This is a genomic window from uncultured Pseudoramibacter sp., from assembly GCF_903789625.1.
GTDB classification, from domain to species: Bacteria; Bacillota; Clostridia; order Eubacteriales; family Eubacteriaceae; genus Pseudoramibacter; species Pseudoramibacter fermentans.
On record NZ_CAIFFF010000005.1, the window covers coordinates 94492 to 112633 of the forward strand.

Below are 18142 nucleotides of genomic sequence, written 5' to 3' on the forward strand. Positions count from 1 at the left end.
AAATGGACATTCAAGTATACAGGACAGAAAGAAAACGCATGCGTCACGGCGTGCGGGCTTACGCGGCCTACCTGCTGGAGACCGTGTACAAGTGCAGCGCGCCCATTGAAATTGGACAATTTGGCAAGCCGGAAATCGCCCAGACCGGCGGCGCGCCGCTGTATTTCAACGGCGCCGACTCCGGGGATTGGGTGATCTGCGCCTTTGCGGACCGGCCCATCGGCGTCGACCTCGAGCGGGTCCGCACCGATAGACGGGTCCTCAGTGTGGCCAGACGGATGTTTGGCGACGTTGAGGCGGCCGCTCTGGAGCAGATGCCGATTCGGCGGCGCAGCCGCGTCTTCGCCGAGGCGTGGGCCAAGCGGGAGGCCGTGATGAAGTGGACCGGCCGCGGCTTCAATCTGCCGATGGTCGAGATCCAGATCGACGGCGAACGGCCCTCCGGCCCGGACCTGCCCGACGACCTCGCCCTGTTCGCGATTCCCGGCTTCGACAGCCGGCGGTACGCGGCGTGGCTCTGCGGCCAATATAAAGAAAAACCCCGGATCACATTGATCCGGGATTAAATAAAGGGTCCAATTATTTTTCGATGACGGTGCGTTGCTGGTGCTGCACATTGCCGCTGTGGTTCACAGAATGGGTGAACCATTCGAACTGAGCGACGGGATTATTGGAATCGGTTGTGTAAGCGGACGGGTTGTGGCTGCCCAGCGACCAGGCCAGAAAACATCCGGAGATCAGCATCACTGCGACGAGTACGATAATCACGATCTTCAGTTTCATTCAGCGTCTCCTTTACATCGGGTGATTCGGTATAAACCTTTAGCATTTCTTTATTGTACCCAAAAAACAGGAAAATGTACAGAACAAAACAGAAAACACACGTAAAAACACATAAAAATTTAAGAACAATCAGGTGATTACATGACAGACAAGACCCAAACAGGCGAAACGGCGCAGATGGCGGAGGTCTACGTTCGGGAAATGGCGAAATTCTACAAGGTGCTCGGGGACGAAACCCGGCTGAGAATTTTGTACGCCCTGTCCCAGCAGGAGCGGTGCGTGACCGATTTGGTCGACATCCTGGGTATGAGCCAGTCCTCGGTGTCCCACCAGCTGCGTATCCTCCGGGACAACGGCCAGGTGCGCACCCGCCGGGACGGCCGCAACATCTACTACTCCCTCGACGACAAGCACGTCCTCGACATCTTCCAGGAAGCCCTCCAGCATATCAGCCACCGTATGGCCGAGGGCAAGATTCCGAGAAACTAAAAAGAGCGGACCGCTTTCTCTCAAATTTTTTTAGGCTTGAGAGAAGCGCCGCTCTTTTTTGTTGGCAATGATTTAGACCTTGAGCTCTAGAATCGTGTTGTACAACAGGGTCGTTTTGTAAGGCTTCAGGGTCAGGTCCTTGTGGTGGTGGCCGGCGAACCACTGACGCCAGGTGGCCCGGTCGGCGATTTTCTGGAGCATCTTCGCGACGGTCGGTTTGCGGACGCCCCGGGGCGAGAAGGGCTTGACGAAAATGGCCTTCTGCAGCTTGTAGGGCAGGGTGTGGGTGACGATGTAGTCGGCGTGGCGGTCGTGGGCGTCCAGATTGCTCAGGGCCCGCTTCAGCATCGCCTTGTCGGGGATCTCCTCGGGCCACCAGCTCTTGCCGGGAAGCCGCGTCTTGCGGTCCGCGCTGGGCGCGCCGCCCATGGCCAGCACCGTGAAATCCCCCTGGGAAGCGGGAATCGTGTAGTAGCCGCCGTTCTGCAGGTAGAGGGGCCCGTGCCGCCCGTCCATCGTGTAGACCTTGTCGCCGCACCAGTCGAATGTGCCCAGCTCGTGGTAGATGCGGTCGTAATTTTCGTGGTTGCCGAGGCAGGTCGCGAACTGCAGGCCGTACTGCTCGTAGAGGGCCCGGTACATCGCCCGGACCGAGCGCTCCCAGTCGTCGGGCTTGGTCTCGAATACCGCGCCGAAATCGCCGCAGACGAGCATCAGCTTTTTGCCCGGGTCGGCGGACAGGGCGCCGCCCTGCTGGTCGATCAGCAGCTCGATTTTCTGGATGTCGATGGAGCCGTGAATGTCGCCGGTGATGAAGACCCGGCTGTAGGCGCCGCTCATGACTGTGCCTGCCAGGCCGACAGCACCGCGGCGTAGGCGTCGGGGAAGGGCACGCCGGCGGCCTGAGCCAGCTGGTCCACCGTGTCAAATTCCGGGACGCCCCGGCGTTTGCCGCCGCGGGTCGTCACCTTGACCTTCGCCAAGCCCCAGGGCGTGTCGACGGTTTCGATGGTGCGGGGGAGCACCGAGCGGGACACCGGGAAGGACCGGATGCCGATGGTCGTCGTTTCGGCGAAAATCAGCGCTTCAAGGGGCGGCTGATCTGTCTGTCGGCAGAGCACGGTGAGCACCGCCCCCGGGCGGTTCTTCTTCATGACCACCGGCGTGACCGTGGCGTCGAGGGCGCCGGCGTTTATCAGCTTCGTGACGATTCGGCCGAGAATCTCTCCGGTGCAGTCGTCGAGGTTGGCTTCGAGCTGGACGACGTGTTGCGCATCGGAGGCCGAATCAAAAGGGCGGGCACCGCCTTCCGGTTCGATCAGGAAGAGGCGCAGGAGATTGGCCGCGTCGGTGTAGGCGCGCTTGCCGGCGCCGACCCCGGTTTTCAGGATCGTGAAGGGCTGGGGCAGGGTCTTGGTCGTCATCACCGTGGCGGCGATGGCCGCACCCGTCGGGGTGATGCGTTCGCCCTGGAGTCCGGCCAGGCGCAGCGGCAGGCCGTGGGCTTCGGCGAGGTTGACCACCGCCGGCACCGGCACCGGCATCCGGCCGTGGGCGCAGCGCACGTGGCCGCCGCCCTCGTTGATGAATGGGATGACGACGTCGGTAAAGCCGAGCTGGGTCTTCAAATTGTCGAAGCAGACCGCCGCCGCGGTGATGTCGACGATGGAATCGACGGCGCCGACTTCGTGAAAGTGGACGTGGTCGATGTCGGAGCCGTGGGCCTTGGCTTCGGCCGCGGCCAGGTGGTCGAAGATGGTTTCAGCCAGCGCCCGGGCGCCGTCGGTCATGGTGCCGCCGGCCAGAATCTGTTTGACCTCAGCCAGGGTGCGGTGCACGTGGCCGTGATGGTGATCGTGATCGCCGTGGTCATGGCTGTGATCGTGGTCATGATCATGATGATGATGGCCGTGGTCGTGATGACCGCTGCCGTAGAGATAGGCCATATCGTGATCGTGATTGTCCAGCGGCGCGTCGAGCACCACGTCGAAATCGCAGGCGTCGATGCCGGAGACGGCTCGGCGGCCGATTTCGATGGTGTAGCCGGAAAGCGGCAGGCTGTCCAGCGCCTGCATCAGCACGGCGCGGTCGGCGCCGAGATCGAGCATCGCGCCGACGGTCATGTCTCCGGAAATGCCGGAGCTGCATTCAAAGTAAAGCTGTTTCGCCATAAATGTCCCTCTTTTCGTAATAGATATCGTTTGTACTGTAATAATTTTATCAATTGGTGGAAAATGGCGCAACTTGTTTACCTTTTTTAAGCATAACCCAAGATGGGAATTGCTATAATAGGCGCGTCAATACGACAAAACACAGTTCAACATCAAGAAAGGAAAAAAAGGGGTATCAAATGAAAGAGGTCAAATCACCCAGACGCCCGATGATCTTCTACTACCTGCTCGTGCTGATCGCGATCATCGCGTTCAACGTGCTGGCAGCGCCGCTGCTCAATCAGCGGCAGACGAAGACTGTCAATTACAATACATTCATGTCGATGACAGAGAAGAAAAACATCGGCGATGTCGAAATTCAAGATCAACAGATTATTTTCACCAATAAGGACAAGACCCAGACCTATAAGACCACCAAGGTGGACGATCCGCAGTTGACGGAACGGCTCTACAAGGCCGGCGCCAACTTCAGACAGAACGTCAGCTCGACCAGCAACCCGATCGTGTCCTTCTTGCTCAACTGGGTCGTGCCGATCGTGATCTTCATCCTGCTGGGCCGCTGGCTCAACCGCCGAATGATCAACCAGATGGGCGGCGGCTCCAATTCGATGAGCTTCGGCCTCGGCAAGAGCAACGCCAAGGTCTACGTGCCGTCTGAAGCGGGGATTCACTTCTCCGACGTGGCCGGCGAAGACGAAGCCAAGGAAAACCTGTCCGAAATCGTCGACTACCTGCACAATTCGAAGAAATACGCGGCCATCGGCGCGACGATGCCCAAGGGCGTGCTCCTCGTGGGCCCTCCGGGCACCGGGAAAACGATGCTCGCCAAGGCGGTCGCCGGCGAAGCCAACGTCCCGTTCTTCTCGATCTCCGGGTCGGAATTCGTCGAAATGTTCGTCGGGATGGGGGCCTCGAAGGTCCGCGACCTGTTCCGCCAGGCCAAGGAAAAGGCGCCGTGTATCGTCTTTATCGACGAAATTGACGCCATCGGCCAGAAGCGTGCCGGCGGCAAGTTCTCCGGCTCCAACGACGAACGGGAACAGACTCTGAACCAGCTGCTCACCGAAATGGACGGCTTCGAAGAAAACAACGGCGTCGTCATTCTGGCGGCGACGAACCGTCCGGAATCCCTGGATCCGGCGCTGACCCGTCCGGGCCGTTTCGACCGCCGCGTGCCGGTCAACCTGCCGGACCTCAAGGGCCGGGAAGCCATTCTCCAGGTCCACGCGAAGAAGATCCGCACGATGCCGGGCATCGACTACAACGCCATCGCGCGGATGGCCGTCGGCGCCTCCGGGGCAGAGCTGGCCAACATCATCAACGAAGCGGCGCTGCGCGCAGTCCGCGGACACCGCCAGGCGGTGAACCAGGCCGACCTTGAAGAAAGCGTCGAAGTGGTTATCGCCGGCTACCAGAAGAAGAACGCGATCCTCTCGCCGAAGGAAAAGAAGATCGTCGCCTACCACGAAACGGGCCACGCCCTGGTGGCGGCGCTCCAGACCCAGTCGGCACCGGTTCAGAAAATCACGATCATCCCGAGAACTTCGGGGGCTCTCGGCTACACCATGCAGGTGGAAGAAGGGGAAAAGAACCTGATGTCCAAGGAAGAGCTCACCGAAAAGATCGTCACCCTCACCGGCGGGCGCGCCGCGGAAGAAGTGGCCATCGGCTCGGTTTCGACCGGCGCCTCCAACGACATCGAACAGGCGACCCGGATGGCCCGGGCGATGATCACCCGCTACGGGATGAGCGACACCTTCGACATGGTGGCACTGGAAACCGTCGAAAACGCCTACCTCGGCGGCGACACCTCGCTGGCCTGCTCGGCGGATACCCAGAAGGTCATCGACGAAAAGGTCGTCGATCTGGTCAAGGCGTCCCACAAGAAGGCCGTCGACCTGCTCCAGGCCAACCGCAAGGTCCTCGACGAGCTGGCGATGTATTTGTACGACAAGGAAACCATCACCGGCGACGAATTCATGAACTTCCTCGCGAAATACCAAAACGAAGGGGAGCTCACCGACGAAGCCGGCCTCGCCTCGCCTGCGGAATAAACGCGGTCAAGAATTTAGAAGAATTTAGAAGAATTTAGAAAATAAACAAATAAAAAAATAGAGGATCTCAGCTTTTACAAGCCGAGGTCCTCTATTTTTTGGAAAAATTTAGCGGAGGCCGCCGTGCGGTTGTAGTCGTAATAGGCCATGACCTTCTTGGCGTAGGCCGGGTCGCCGTAGGCGTTCCACCCGAGCTTGGCTTTCATCCGCGCGCTGAAGATTTTGGCGTTGGCCTCAGAGTAGCCGCCGTAATTTTTCTGCGCCCATTGGATGTAGTTGTTGCCGAAGTTGTAACCCTGGAGGGCCAGCTTCAGCTTCGACCGCTGGGACGGGGAGGAGCAGTCCGCCGCCTTCAGGCAGTCGGCAAAGTGCTCGACGCCGACCTTGATCGAGTATTTCGGGTCCTGGATGGCGTTGGGGGCGTTGCTGTAATAGGTGTTCATCGGCGACTCGCTGGCCTGCATCGGGTCGGTGCCGTAGCCCTTGGTTTCCTGCATCATGATCGCCTCGATGACCGGGTCGAAATCGGCGATGCCGCTGCGCGTCGTGAATTTATGGATCGTCGCGCGGTACTGGCGGACGTGGCGCGTGGTGCGCTTGCCCTGAAGGGCGCTGTTGTCGAGGATGTATTCCAGCGAGCCGAACTGCCAGAAGGCCACAAGCCCGACGATCACCGCGAGGACGATGAGTCCGGCGCGGATGCGCCGGCCCCGCTTCGTCAGCGGCTTTCGTTTGCGTTTTGTTTTTTGTTTCGGCTGAAATAATTTCAAATTGAACCTCTCATTCTGGATTCCGAGCTGTCCCGGAACGATTCTTATTCTAATCGTGAATGCTTAAACTTAAAATAATCGCCACCGCCTTTAAATTTGTGGTAGGATAAAGACATGACGCAAACGGCGAAAAATACAAGAAAAGGAGGGAGCGCATTTGCCGATTTTAGTTCAAAATGATTTGCCGGCGAAAAAGATTCTCGAAGGGGAAAACATTTTTGTGATGGACGAACGCCGGGCGCACACCCAGGAGATTCGGCCCTTAAGCATCTGTATCCTGAATCTGATGCCGCTGAAGGAAGCAACCGAGCTGGACCTGCTGCGGGTGCTGTCCAACTTTCCGATCCAGACGCAGATCACGCTGATGAAGACCGAAACCTGGGAAGCGAAGCACACGAAGGCCTCCCATCTCAATAAATTCTACGAAACCTTTTCGGATTTGAAGGATCAGTATTTCGACGGGCTGATCATCACCGGGGCCCCGATTGAAAAAATGGATTTTGAAGAGGTCCAATACTGGCCGGAAATGGAAGCCATCTTCGAATGGTCCAAGACCCACGTGTTCACGACGATGCATTTGTGCTGGGGGGCCCAGGCTGGGCTGTACTACCACCATGGGATCAACAAATACATGCTGCCGAAGAAGCTCTCGGGGGTCTACCGCCACCGGGTGGTGCACCGGAAGAAGATGCTGATGCGCGGCATGGACGACTATTTTTACATGCCCCATTCCCGCTACACCGGCATCGACGAAAAGGCCGTGGCCGACAATCCGGAGCTCTACGTCTGTGCCGAGGGTGACGAGGTCGGGCCGACGGTGATCCTCGCCTACTCGTCCCGGCAGATTTTCATCACCGGGCATTCGGAATACGACCGAATGGAGCTGGACGCCGAGTACAAGCGGGACGTGTCCCGCGGGGAACACCCGGACCTGCCAGTGAACTACTACCCCGACGACGATCCGACGAAGGAGCCGATGCTGCTGTGGCGCGCGACGTCCAATTGCCTCTACACCAACTGGCTGAACTTCATGTACCAGGAAACCCCTTACGATTTGACCCAAATCCCGCCGATCGAGGCGGACAGCTACACCCTCTGCGACGACGAGCAGAAATAAAAAAACGCATTCTCGAAAATGCTTCGGGAATGCGTTTTTTAATGGGTGCGAATCGGCGGTTAAAAGCTCTCGTACTTGAAGTGCATCAGCACGTCGTCGAGGAGCCGCTCGAGGGTTTCGCCGTCGTGAATGTCTTCGTCGGGCAGTTTGTGGTTGATGTCCCGGATGATCGCGTCCAGCGTGCTGTAATACGCGTCGGTGTGGGGACGGCCGGAGGAAAGGGAAGGTTTGCTCATGGAATCTCCTTTATTGACAGAATTGAGGGGATCAGCGGGTAATGTCGGCGAAGGCCGCGCCGATGAATTCAGCCAGCGCCTTCGGGTTGACGCCGACCTGGGTGCCGATTTTGCCGCCGGACACGTAGATGCGGTCCAGCGCTTCGGCGGACGCGTCGATCACCGTGGCGTAAAGCTTCTTCATGCCGACTGGTGAACAGCCCCCGTGGATGTAGCCGGTGTTGGGCAGAAGCTCTTTCTGGTGGATCATTTCGACGGATTTTTCGCCGGCGGCCCGGGCGGCCTTTTTCAGGTCCAGCTCCTCGGCGACGGGCACGACGAACACCTTGAAGTCGCCGGAATGCCCGCGGCAGACCAGCGTCTTGAAGACTTCGTCCGGGTTTTCGCCCATTTTTTCAGCCACGGACACCCCGTCGAGCTGGCCGTCCGACGTGTCGTAGTATTTGGGATCGTAGGTCAGATGCGCCTGTTCGAGGATCCGCATGACATTGGTTTTTTGTGGGTCTTTTTTGTGCTTTTTCTTTGCCATTTTTGCCTCCTCGTCATTTTTGATGGCCATTATATCACAGATTTATTCATATTGTGTAAAATTTTCTACGTCGGTTTTAGAGCCGGTATTGTATAATATAATATAGTCAAGAGATGCCTACATAAGGCACACATAAGGAATAGAAATAAAAAGAAAGGGGGAACCCGCATGACGGCATCAAAGGGCGAGCTCATGTTGAAAAAAGTGATGATGCGGCTGCCCCGCAGAGAGGCCTATCACAACATGGCGACGGGGCAGTACATGCGCGTCATTCTCAGGCTGATGGGCAGGGAGGACTTAGAGCCTAAGCTGATGTGGCACCACCTGTCTCCCTTTGACTACCACGACATCGGCAAGGCCTTTCTCGATCCGGATCTGACAGAAGGACACACGCTGTACACGAAGGATCAGGATCTTTTGATGATGGCCCATGTCGATTACGGGACGGGCGTGTTTCAGCAGATCGCCGATATCGAGCCCGACGCGCGGATGTTCTGCACCGCGGCCGAGGAAATCGTGCTCTACCATCACGAATGCTTCGATGGAAGCGGCTACCCCGACGGCCTGTCAGGCTGCGACATTCCGCTGCTGGCTCGGGTGTGCGCGGTGGCCAATGTCTACACGCGGCTCAGGGAAAACGCCGGCGGCCTGATGTACCAGCGCACCATCAAGGAAAGCCTCGACGCGCTGAAGCGTTATTCCGGGACGTTTTTTGACCCGGACATTGTCGAGATTTTCGTTAAAGGCACGACCGAGGAGCTCATGGAAAAGCAGCTGGTCCACCAGCTGGACATCATCGAATCCCATCACTTCAGTTTTTAACGGTTTTGCACAGACAGCACCAACCCTGCTGTCTTTTTTGTTATAATAGAGAAAATTGCAGGAGGAAGGGCGGCACCATGAAAACAGAACGAAACGGCAGGCTGATCGTGATAGAGGGCATCGACGGCACAGGCAAACAGACCCAGTCCGAGCGGCTGGCCCGGACCCTCACCGCGCGGCAGGTGCCGGTGCTTCGGGTGTCCTACCCGAGGTACGACAAGGACTCGTCGGCGATGGCCCGGCATTATTTGGCCGGGGATTTCGGAGAGGATCCCGACGCCGTCAGCCCCTACGTCGCGTCGACGTTTTTTGCGGCGGACCGCTACGCCTCTTATCAGGAGGAAACCGGCCCCTTCCTCGCCAAGGGCGGCGTCGTCATCGCCGACCGCTACACCACGTCGAACCTCGTGCATCAGGCCGGGAAGATCGCGGACGCGGCCGAACGGGACGCCTTCGTCCATTGGCTCGAGGATTACGAATACCGGCTCCTCGGCCTGCCGCGGCCCGACCTTGTGTTCTTTCTCGATATGCCGGAGGCCGTCAGCGAGCAGCTGATGGCGGACCGGGCCAACAAGATCACCGGAGAAGCCGAAAAGGACATTCACGAGCGGGATACCGATTATCTGAAGCGTTCGGCGGCCTGCGCCCGGGCCCTCGCCAAGGCCCGCCATTGGCGGATCGTGAACTGCCTGGATGGGGACGGACAGCTGCGCGCGGTTGACGACATCGGGGACGAAATCACAGCGGCGGTGCTCGACGCCTTGAAATCGAAATCGGAGGCGGACGCATGAGCCGCACGCCGATTGGAGACATGCTCCGGGACAACGCCGGCCGGGACCGGCTGCGCTTCCACATGCCCGGTCACAAGGGCCGGGGGCAGAAGGTTTTCGCCGCGGACATCACCGAGATTCCCGGCGCCGACAACCTCCACGATCCCCAGGGCGTCATCGCCGAGAGCCAGCGGGTGATCGCGTCCCTTTACCGCGCCAGAGACAGCCGGCTACTCGTCGGCGGCACGACGGCGGGCATTCTCGCTGCGCTGCTGGCCGGCGCGGGCCCTGAGGGGAAGGTGCTGATTCCGACCAACGCCCACCGCTCGGTGTTTGCGGCGATGCACATCGGCCGGCTTTCCGGCCATTTCATCGATCCGGATTTCGAGCGCCTGCCGTGGTTTCCGAAATCGGTCAGCGCCGCAGCGGTCGAAACCGCCCTCGCCAGGGACCCGGAAATCTGCGGGATGATTTTGACGAGCCCGACCTATTACGGCACGGTCAGCGATACGGCGGCCATCGCCGAGGCCCTGCACCGCCGGGGCAAATGGCTGATTGTCGACGAGGCCCATGGCGCCCATCTGGCCTTTTGGAACGGCGGGCCCCGTTCCGCCATCGACTGCGGCGCCGACGTCGTCGTCTCGAGCACCCATAAGATTCTCGGCGCGCCGACGATGGGCTCGGTGCTGCTGATCGGCAGCGGCCGGATTGACAGCCGGCGCATTTCCGACTGGCTGAGCCAGATCGAGTCCTCGAGCCCGAGCTATTTGCTGATGGCCGGCATCGAGGCCGCGGTGGCCGAGGGCGCGGAAAAAAGCGGCGCGGTGTTCGACGCCGTCGCCGAGGCCCACGACTGGGCGGCCGCGCGCTTTGCCGACCCGGGGCGCAACCTTTTGCTCTACGACGGCCCGGCCGAAGTCTACGACAAGAGCAAGTGGGTCTTCGCCGTTCGGGACGGGTCGGGCCTCGAAATCGCCGAAACCCTGCGGCAGCGCTACGGCCTGTATTTCGAGATCGAAACGCCGGAGATGCTGCTGGCGATGACCGGCATCGGCACCACCGCCGAGGACCTGGGCAATTTGGTTGAGGCGATGGCCCGGGTCGACGGGCCGGCGCCGGTGCGTGCCAAACCGCCGGTTCAGCTTGCCGCTCTGTCTGCCGGGCGGTTTAACCAGCGCGTGCCCTTCTGGCGCGCGTCGGATCTGCCGAAAAAGCCCTGCCCGATGACGCAGGCGGCTGGGCAGATCGCCGGCCAGATGCTGATTCCCTACCCGCCGGGCGTGCCGGCGGTGCTGCCTGGGGACGCGCTGAGCCCGGACATGGTGTCGGCCCTCGAGACGCTGGTCCGCCAGGGCGTGCCGGTGCTCGGCGTCGAGAACGATCAGATTCAGGTGTTAACGCAACCCCGTTAAATCACAACCAGTAAAGGAGAGCAGGATGTTTGAAGGAATTGTCGGACAAAGCCGGGCGCGGCAGCTGTTGAGCCGGGCCGTGGCCACCGAACAGGTCAGCCACGCCTATTTGTTCACCGGGCCCGCGGGCATCGGCAAGGGCAGCCTTGCCCGGGGCTTCGCCAAGGCCGTGCTCTGCACCGCGGCGCCGGACAACCGGCCCTGCGGTTTCTGCCCGTCCTGCCGGCATTTCGAATCGGGCACCCATCCCGATTACCTGGTCATCACCCCGCCGGAGAACGGCGCCATCAAGATCGATCAGGTCCGCACGCTGATTTCGGCGATGGGCAACCGCCCCCTCGAGGGGGGCGGCCGGGTCTGCCTGATCGAGGATGCGGAGCGGATGACGCCGGACGCGCAGAACGCCCTGCTCAAATCCTTAGAGGAGCCGGAGCCGGGCAACGTCTTTATTTTGACCGCGGACAACCCGCGAAAGCTCCTGCCGACGATCCGCTCCCGCTGTCAGCAGCTGCCGCTGGAGCCGCTGACCGACCGGGAAATCCTCGAGGTGCTGGCGGCCCACGACATCGACCTGACGCCGGAGCAGCAGGAGGACGTGCTGCCCGCCGCGGGCGGCCTGCCGGGACAGGCCTTGGCCGTGACGCTGTCTGACGAGGGCGAGTCGATAAAAACCGCATTGCTCCCGGTGATTTATGATATACTGAGACACAACCCCATGCCGATTTTCGACTTTGCCGAAAAAGCTGGCAAGGATAAACACAAAAGTCTCGAAGCCGCCGATTGGCTCACCCGAACCCTTGTGGACGCGGCCGCGCAGAAGGCCGGCCAGCCCTCGGGCGGCGCCGCGTCACAGATCGCGGCCCAGTCGGACGCCGCCGCGCTGACCGCGATGGCCGGGGCCGCCGCGGAGCTGCGCAGGCGGCTGGACACCAACGCGAACCCGCGCCTCCAATGGGAGGCGGCGCTGCTTCGGATTGCTGAAATACAGGAGAATGCCAATGAAAATTAAGATAGTCGGGGTGCGGTTCCGCCCCGCTGCAAAGATTTATTACTTTAAGGTCGGCGAGCTGGACATTGCCCTCCACGATCACGTCGTCGTCGAGACCGCCCAGGGCATCGAGTACGGCGAAGTGGTCATCGGCCCCCGGGACATCGACGAGGCGACCTTCAAGCGTGCCCTCAAGCCGGTGAAGCGCCTGGCGACCGAAAAGGACGAGCGGACCCACGCCCAGCTGCTGGATAAGGAAAAACAGGCGTGCCAGGTCTTTGAGGAACGGGCCCACGCCCACCATCTGGACATGCATCTGGTTGACGTGGAATTCACCTTTGACCACCGGAAGGCGATTTTCTACTTCACGGCGGACGGCCGTCTGGATTTCAGACAGCTCGTCCGGGATCTGGCCTCGACCTTCCACCTGCGCATCGAGCTGCGGCAGATCGGGGTCCGGGACGAAACCAAGATGTTCCACACCCTGGGCATCTGCGGCCGGACCACCTGCTGCTCGAGCTGGATGAGCGAGTTCCGCCCGGTCTCGATCAAGATGGCCAAGGAACAGGGCTTGTCGTTAAATTCGACGAAAATCTCCGGCGTCTGCGGGCGGCTGCTCTGCTGCCTGACCTACGAAGATCCGTTCTACCACGAGGTGACCCGCAAAATGCCGAGAGTGGGCAATTGGGTGACGACGCCGGAAGGAGAGGGCCAGGTCTACCGGCTCAACGTCCTCGAGGAAAAGGTCATCGTCAAAATGCAGACCGACGACGATGAAACGGAAATCAAGTCCTTTGGCATCGACGAGGTGGTGAAATCCGGCGATAAGCACGTGCTGGCCAACAACCGCCGCCAGCAGCAGGAAAAGGAAGAACGCCGCAAGGAACACCAGAAGGGCGAAAACGGCGAAGCCTCAGGCGAGGCGAAGGGCGAAGGGAACGCGTCGTCCCGCGGTAAATCCCACAGAAAGCACACCAAGAGCAAAACGTCCAAAAACGGGAAGGCCCAGAGCCGCGGCGGCGAAGACAAGACCGCATCCAAGGGCGACGGCAGCAAGGAGCCCCGCCATCGGAAGCGCCGCCACCGCGCCGGCCGCAAGCACAACAACCGCCAGGGCAGCAGGGCCAAGGGCGGCGACAAGAGCCGCGAATCCCAGAGCGCGCCGAAACGCGAGGGCGGCGGCCAAAGTGAAAACTGATTTTTTGTATGATAAAAAAATCGAAAAGAACTTGATTTAAAACGCCCAAAGAGTATAATAAAATTGTATCAAAGAAAGAGCTGAAAGGAGACGTATCATGGCATATCATATTTCTGATGACTGCATTGGCTGCGGCGCATGCGCAGATCAGTGCCCGGTTGAAGCAATTTCTGAAGGCACACCGTATGTGATCGACGAAGATACCTGCATCGATTGCGGTTCTTGCGCAGATCAGTGCCCGATGGGCGCCATTGCTCCAGCTGAATAATCGAAAGATTTTTAAGCACAAAAAAACTTCCCAAATGCGGGAAGTTTTTTTATTGTCTGAAATCAGGTCTTCGTGATGTCGCAGATCGTGAAGCCAAGCTTTGTCTTCAGGTAATTGAGGATCGCTTTGACCGCAGAAGTGACGTCGGAAATGCGGCCGGTGAAAATCAGCGTGCCGCTGAAACGGTCGATGAAGCCGATGTCGACGTGGGCGGTCTTGCAGGCGAGGTCCCCCGCGATGATCGCGATTTCGTAGGGCGTCATACTCAAAATGCCGATGGCGGCCTGAGAGTAGTCGACGGCCGGGTTGAGCCCCAGCTTCTGGTAAACGATCGCTTCCGGACCGGCGATGATGTGTGCCAGCGTGACCTGTTTGCCAGGGACGGTTTCCTGAATGATTCTCAGCTTCCCGTCGTTGGTTTTCAACGCGTCGCTGTCGTGGTTTTGTGTAATTTGATTAATATCAGCCATGAATCTGCCTCGTTTCATAGATGGATTTTCGCGCGGAATAATCTATTAAGAATATAACACGATTTCATTGCGGAATAAAGGCAATAATTTGCCCATCAACGCAATTTTACAGCGCTTAGGCGGTCAATCGCCGCGTCACTGGGCCGACAAGCGGTGAGCGCCCATCCACGCCGCGGCCCGATTCAGCGCGTTGGCCCGCAGGTCGTAGTAGTACAGCGGGATATCGCCGGTGTGCAGCACGCCCTCCGGAAAATAGCCGGCCTCGTCGCCGACAACGCGGAATTCGTCAGGGTCGGCCGTGCGGCAGACGATGACCCCGCGCTCGGGATCGACAGCCGCGTCGGCGTAGTGCGGGCGGTCTTCAACGCCGCAGAGTCGCCCGTCTTTATCCCAAAGGGCGAAATGGCCGCCGCGGCTCTGTTCGGCCGAAGCGGGCGCGCTGTCCCGGCGCCAGGTGATCGGGTTGATGCAGGGGCTGCCGGGGATCAGCGTGATGTTCCGGGCCGTGACGCCCGGCGCCTCGGTGTTGTAAGAGAGGATCACGTCGGTGTCGTCGGGGCCCTCCGCCAATTTGAGGTGGGGATCCCGGGCGAGCTCGTCGTTACTGATGCTGAAGCCGATCAGGTAGGCGGCGATCAGCTGGTCGTGGTATTCGGGATGGCGGACGAATACCGAGCCGAGGAGTATTTTCGCCATCAGCGCCCCCTGAGAATGGCCGGCGAGGATGAACGGGCGGCCGCCGTTGAGGTGGGTCATGTAGTAGTCAAAGGCGGCGACAATCGAGGCGATGGGACCGTTGACCATCGTCTGACGCAGCTGCGGGCTCTTCGCGGCGCCCACTAGACAGTCGACGTTGGCCTGGCGGTACATCGGCGCGTAGACGTTGCCCACCGGGAAAAAGGCCGAGGCCTTGTGCTGGAGATGGCGCATGGCGCAGGCGCGGACCTGGGGATGATCCATTTCGCAGACCGGCGGCTCGCCGCCGTGGTGAAATTCCGTCGGGATGATGTAAAATACGTCGACGGCGGATACGGGCTGATTCGGTTTTAAAAGCCAGGCGTCGTCCTGGCTGTAGTCGGGTGTATAAGCGTGCATAGTGACCTCGCGTCAATAAAATGTGGATAAACAAAAGTTATATTTACATTTTATCACAATTCCGCCGATTTGGATGTTAATTGACGTGGCATTCCTGATATAATGACAGGTAAAATGATGCGAAATTAAAGGAGATATGCGATGAAAAAAGGCGACATCGTCGAATTGAAAATCGATCGGATGGTGTATCCGGGAAAAGGCGTCGGGGACATTCCCAACGGCGACGATATGATCCCGTGCGCGGTCAAGGGTGCGGTGACCGGCCAGGTGCTGAAGGTCAGGATCAAAAAGAAGCGCCACGGCAAGGCGGAGGGCCAGACGCTGGAGGTGGTCTCGGAGGCGCCGGACAGCCTCGCGCCGAGATGCCCGGTGTTCGGCCGATGCGGCGGGTGCAGCTACCAGACGATGCCGGCGGAGGCTCAGCTCGCCGTCAAGGACGGCTGGGTGATGAATCTGCTCGCCCAGGCCGGGATCGACGGCTTTGAACACCTGCCGCCCGTCGAAAGCCCCGACGTTTTCGGGTATCGGAACAAAATGGAATTCTCCTTCGGCGACAGCGAGCCTGGCGGTCCGCTGACCCTGGGCTTTCACCAGAAGGGGCATTTTTACAATATTTTAAATGCCGACGCCTGCGCGCTGGCCCACCCGGATTTCGGGGGCATCGTCGCGGCAACCCGGGATTTCTTTGCGGACACGTCCTATTATCACAAGCGCAGCCACGAGGGGATTCTGCGCTATCTCGTCGTGCGCCGGGGGACGGCCACCGGCGAGATCATGGTCAACCTGATCACCTCGACCCAGGGTGACATCGACGAGGCCGGTTATCTGCAGACCCTTTTGGGTTTACAGCTGGAAGGCCAGATCGTGACGGTGATCCACAGCCTTGACGACAGCGTCGCCGACGTGGCCAAGGCGGAATCGATGCGCCTGCTTTACGGCGGCGGCATCATCCACGACCGGATTCTCGACGTCGATTTCGAGATCACACCCTTCTCCTTTCTCCAGACCAACACCCGGGGCGCCGAGGTGCTCTACACCGCGGTGCGCGACGCCGTCCGGAAGGGAACGGCCGGTACAGCGCAAAAGCCCGTGCTATTCGACCTGTACTGTGGCGTCGGGACCATCGGCCAGATTCTCTCGCCTCTCGCCGAACAAGTTGTCGGCATCGAGCTGATTCCTGAAGCGGTCGAGGCAGCCAAGGCCAACGCCGCGGCCAACGGCCTGACCAACTGCCAGTTTATCGCCGGGGACGTCAAGACCGAGGTGGGCAAGCTCGAGGAAAAGCCGGACGTCATCGTCCTCGATCCGCCCCGGGAAGGCATTCAGCCGAAGGCCATGGGGGATGTGCTCTCCTTTGCACCGCCGGTCTTCGTCTACGTCTCCTGCAAGGCCAGCTCCCTCGCCCGGGATCTGCCCTTTTTCGTCCGCGCCGGGTACACCGTTGAGACTGTGCAGTGCGTCGATATGTTCCCGCAGACACCGCACGTTGAGACGGTGGTATTGATGTCGCGGGTTTAAAGCTTTAGGCCATTTCTGATGCTCAGGAATCGCTTTTTGTCAATATTAAAGGATAGATGATGCATGAATTTTACTGAATGGTAAGGATACTGGCTAAATTCCGGAGTCTTGTCGATTATAATCGACAAAAATAGAGAATATTCGTATAATATAATCGACGGAGGGATAAAGTGAATCACGAGGTTATAAAACAGGTGATATATGAGCAGCATGCGATTATACGCAGCGCTGTGATCAACGAGCGCGCGTACACGTTCGAACCGAATGCCAATTATATTCTCACTGGATTGCGCCGTTCGGGCAAGTCTACACTGCTTTTTTCCATTGTGCAAAAGCTTATTGCGGATGGTGCAGATTGGAATCAGATCGTCTATGTCAACTTTGAGGATGAGCGTTTGGTCGAATTTGGGCTGGCGGATTTTTCTGACCTGGTCGAAGTGTCCAGTGAGTTAAGCGATAAGACACCTTATTTTTTCTTGGACGAGGTGCAGAATGTCGATGGCTGGGAGCGTTTTGCTAGAAGGATGGCGGATGCAAAGGAACACGTTTATATCACGGGCAGCAATTCGAAAATGTTGAGCTCTGAGATGGAAGCGCGCTTGGGCGGACGCTATTTATCAAAGGTGATTATGCCCTATAACTTTAAAGAATACCTGACAGCGAGACGGATCCCGTACAACGATGAGGCATTGTATACGTCAAAAGGAATTGGAAGATTGAAGAAGGCCTCCGAGGAATTGATGCATGACGGCGGTTTTCCCGAATCTCTTGATTTTATTGACAAGAGAGTGTATGTCGAAAATGTTTATCAGAAGGTATTGCTCGGCGATATTGCGCTTAGGAACGACATTCGGAAAGTTACCGGTCTTCGCATTCTTATGAAAAAAATTGCTGAAACGGTCTGCAGCGAAATATCTTATTCGAAGCTTTATCGCGTGGTCAATGGAATAGGTGTCAAGATCAGCAAGGATTCTATTATTTCCTACATCGAATATGCAAAGCAGGCGTATTTACTTTTTTCATTGGGAAATTATTTTGCAAAGTTTACTGAGAGAGAAAGCACACCCAAGTATTATTTTGAGGACAATGGGCTGTTGAATCTTTTTCTGATTAATAAAGATACAGCGCTCCTGGAAAATATTGTGGCGGTAGCCTTAAAACGGTCATGCAGAGAAGCATTTTATTATCTGAAATCTGAGAAGACAAGTATTGATATTGATTTTTATGTGCCGGAAGAGGCCACCGCTATTCAAGTGGCATACAGCATTTTGGAAACTGCAGCATACGACAGGGAGGTCAACAATCTTCTGAAACTCGCAGATGCTTTTCCTGAAGCGAAGCGCTTATGTATCGTTACACTTGGCGAAGAAAAAATGATTCAACACCATGGCGTGAAGATTGAAGTGATGCCATTGTACCGTTTTTTGCTTGAACGATAAAGACGCGCCGGGT

General features: G+C 58.4%; 20 protein-coding genes. 12 read left to right on the forward strand and 8 right to left on the reverse strand.

The features are described from left to right. Positions 1-2 precede the first annotated feature (2 nt). Positions 3-566, forward strand: a complete 564-nt coding sequence (locus tag QZX60_RS04590; protein WP_295361854.1) for a 4'-phosphopantetheinyl transferase superfamily protein — start codon at positions 3-5, stop codon at positions 564-566. Positions 567-579: 13 nt separating this feature from the next. On the opposite strand, the gene QZX60_RS04595 is transcribed toward QZX60_RS04590, so the two are convergent. Then, positions 580-783 (reverse strand): hypothetical protein, encoded by a 204-nt coding sequence (locus QZX60_RS04595; protein ID WP_295361856.1) that lies wholly within the window; start codon positions 781-783, stop codon positions 580-582. Between the two features lie 141 nt (positions 784-924). Between QZX60_RS04595 and QZX60_RS04600 the strand changes: the two genes are divergently transcribed. After that, positions 925-1272, forward strand: coding sequence for a metalloregulator ArsR/SmtB family transcription factor (locus QZX60_RS04600; RefSeq protein ID WP_295361857.1), 348 nt, complete (start codon positions 925-927; stop codon positions 1270-1272). Between the two features lie 72 nt (positions 1273-1344). Here the strand turns inward: QZX60_RS04600 and QZX60_RS04605 are convergent, their stop codons facing one another. Both QZX60_RS04605 and larC read right to left on the reverse strand, forming a co-directional pair. Next, the gene (locus QZX60_RS04605; RefSeq protein ID WP_295361858.1) at positions 1345-2112 is read right to left on the reverse strand and encodes a metallophosphoesterase; all 768 of its coding nucleotides are present in this window, start codon (positions 2110-2112) and stop codon (positions 1345-1347) included. Beyond that, the gene (gene larC, locus QZX60_RS04610; protein ID WP_295361861.1) at positions 2109-3443 is read right to left on the reverse strand and encodes a nickel pincer cofactor biosynthesis protein LarC; all 1335 of its coding nucleotides are present in this window, start codon (positions 3441-3443) and stop codon (positions 2109-2111) included. Before larC ends, QZX60_RS04605 begins: the two co-directional genes overlap by 4 nt. 179 nt (positions 3444-3622) lie before the next feature. On the opposite strand from larC, the gene ftsH reads away from it, so the two are divergent. Next, the gene (gene ftsH / locus QZX60_RS04615) at positions 3623-5497 is read left to right on the forward strand and encodes an ATP-dependent zinc metalloprotease FtsH (protein WP_295361863.1); all 1875 of its coding nucleotides are present in this window, start codon (positions 3623-3625) and stop codon (positions 5495-5497) included. Positions 5498-5571: 74 nt separating this feature from the next. On the opposite strand, the gene QZX60_RS04620 is transcribed toward ftsH, so the two are convergent. Continuing rightward, positions 5572-6267 (reverse strand): lysozyme family protein, encoded by a 696-nt coding sequence (locus QZX60_RS04620; protein WP_295361865.1) that lies wholly within the window; start codon positions 6265-6267, stop codon positions 5572-5574. Positions 6268-6424: 157 nt separating this feature from the next. On the opposite strand from QZX60_RS04620, the gene metA reads away from it, so the two are divergent. After that, positions 6425-7384: a homoserine O-succinyltransferase gene (gene metA, locus QZX60_RS04625; RefSeq protein WP_295361866.1), complete on the forward strand. Its 960-nt coding sequence runs from the start codon at positions 6425-6427 to the stop codon at positions 7382-7384. 59 nt (positions 7385-7443) lie between these two features. Here metA and QZX60_RS04630 read toward each other — a convergent pair whose 3' ends face one another. Together QZX60_RS04630 and ybaK are read right to left on the reverse strand one after the other, a co-directional pair. Beyond that, positions 7444-7620, reverse strand: coding sequence for a hypothetical protein (locus QZX60_RS04630; protein ID WP_295361869.1), 177 nt, complete (start codon positions 7618-7620; stop codon positions 7444-7446). Positions 7621-7651: 31 nt separating this feature from the next. Beyond that, positions 7652-8149, reverse strand: coding sequence for a Cys-tRNA(Pro) deacylase (gene ybaK, locus QZX60_RS04635; protein ID WP_295361871.1), 498 nt, complete (start codon positions 8147-8149; stop codon positions 7652-7654). A 168-nt stretch (positions 8150-8317) separates the two neighbouring features. On the opposite strand from ybaK, the gene QZX60_RS04640 reads away from it, so the two are divergent. The 6 genes from QZX60_RS04640 (at position 8318) to QZX60_RS04665 (ending at position 13607) form a co-directional block, all read left to right on the forward strand. Further along, a complete protein-coding gene (locus QZX60_RS04640; protein ID WP_295361873.1) occupies positions 8318-8971 on the forward strand; it encodes an HD-GYP domain-containing protein in 654 nt (217 codons plus the stop codon). A 77-nt stretch (positions 8972-9048) separates the two neighbouring features. After that, positions 9049-9762, forward strand: a complete 714-nt coding sequence (locus QZX60_RS04645) for a thymidylate kinase (protein WP_295361875.1) — start codon at positions 9049-9051, stop codon at positions 9760-9762. Further along, positions 9759-11153: an aminotransferase class I/II-fold pyridoxal phosphate-dependent enzyme gene (locus QZX60_RS04650; RefSeq protein ID WP_295361877.1), complete on the forward strand. Its 1395-nt coding sequence runs from the start codon at positions 9759-9761 to the stop codon at positions 11151-11153. The genes QZX60_RS04645 and QZX60_RS04650 overlap by 4 nt, the downstream gene beginning before the upstream one ends. A 25-nt stretch (positions 11154-11178) precedes the next feature. After that, complete coding sequence (gene holB, locus QZX60_RS04655; RefSeq protein WP_295361878.1) at positions 11179-12162, forward strand: DNA polymerase III subunit delta'; 984 nt, start codon at positions 11179-11181, stop codon at positions 12160-12162. Next, complete coding sequence (ricT, locus tag QZX60_RS04660; RefSeq protein WP_295361880.1) at positions 12152-13339, forward strand: regulatory iron-sulfur-containing complex subunit RicT; 1188 nt, start codon at positions 12152-12154, stop codon at positions 13337-13339. Before holB ends, ricT begins: the two co-directional genes overlap by 11 nt. A 97-nt stretch (positions 13340-13436) precedes the next feature. Beyond that, entirely contained in the window at positions 13437-13607 is a 171-nt protein-coding gene (locus QZX60_RS04665; protein ID WP_154576366.1) for a DUF362 domain-containing protein, read from the forward strand. A 62-nt stretch (positions 13608-13669) separates the two neighbouring features. Here QZX60_RS04665 and QZX60_RS04670 read toward each other — a convergent pair whose 3' ends face one another. Together QZX60_RS04670 and QZX60_RS04675 are read right to left on the reverse strand one after the other, a co-directional pair. Further along, the gene (locus tag QZX60_RS04670) at positions 13670-14077 is read right to left on the reverse strand and encodes a BMC domain-containing protein (protein ID WP_295361882.1); all 408 of its coding nucleotides are present in this window, start codon (positions 14075-14077) and stop codon (positions 13670-13672) included. Positions 14078-14212: 135 nt separating this feature from the next. After that, positions 14213-15172: a DUF3089 domain-containing protein gene (locus QZX60_RS04675; RefSeq protein WP_295361884.1), complete on the reverse strand. Its 960-nt coding sequence runs from the start codon at positions 15170-15172 to the stop codon at positions 14213-14215. Positions 15173-15313: 141 nt separating this feature from the next. Here QZX60_RS04675 and rlmD point away from each other — a divergent pair, with 141 nt between their 5' ends. Both rlmD and QZX60_RS04685 read left to right on the forward strand, forming a co-directional pair. Next, the gene (rlmD, locus tag QZX60_RS04680; RefSeq protein ID WP_295361886.1) at positions 15314-16690 is read left to right on the forward strand and encodes a 23S rRNA (uracil(1939)-C(5))-methyltransferase RlmD; all 1377 of its coding nucleotides are present in this window, start codon (positions 15314-15316) and stop codon (positions 16688-16690) included. Between the two features lie 170 nt (positions 16691-16860). Continuing rightward, on the forward strand, positions 16861-18129 hold the full coding sequence (locus tag QZX60_RS04685; protein WP_295361888.1) for an ATP-binding protein: 1269 nt from the start codon (positions 16861-16863) through the stop codon (positions 18127-18129). The last annotated feature ends 13 nt before the right edge of the window (positions 18130-18142 follow it).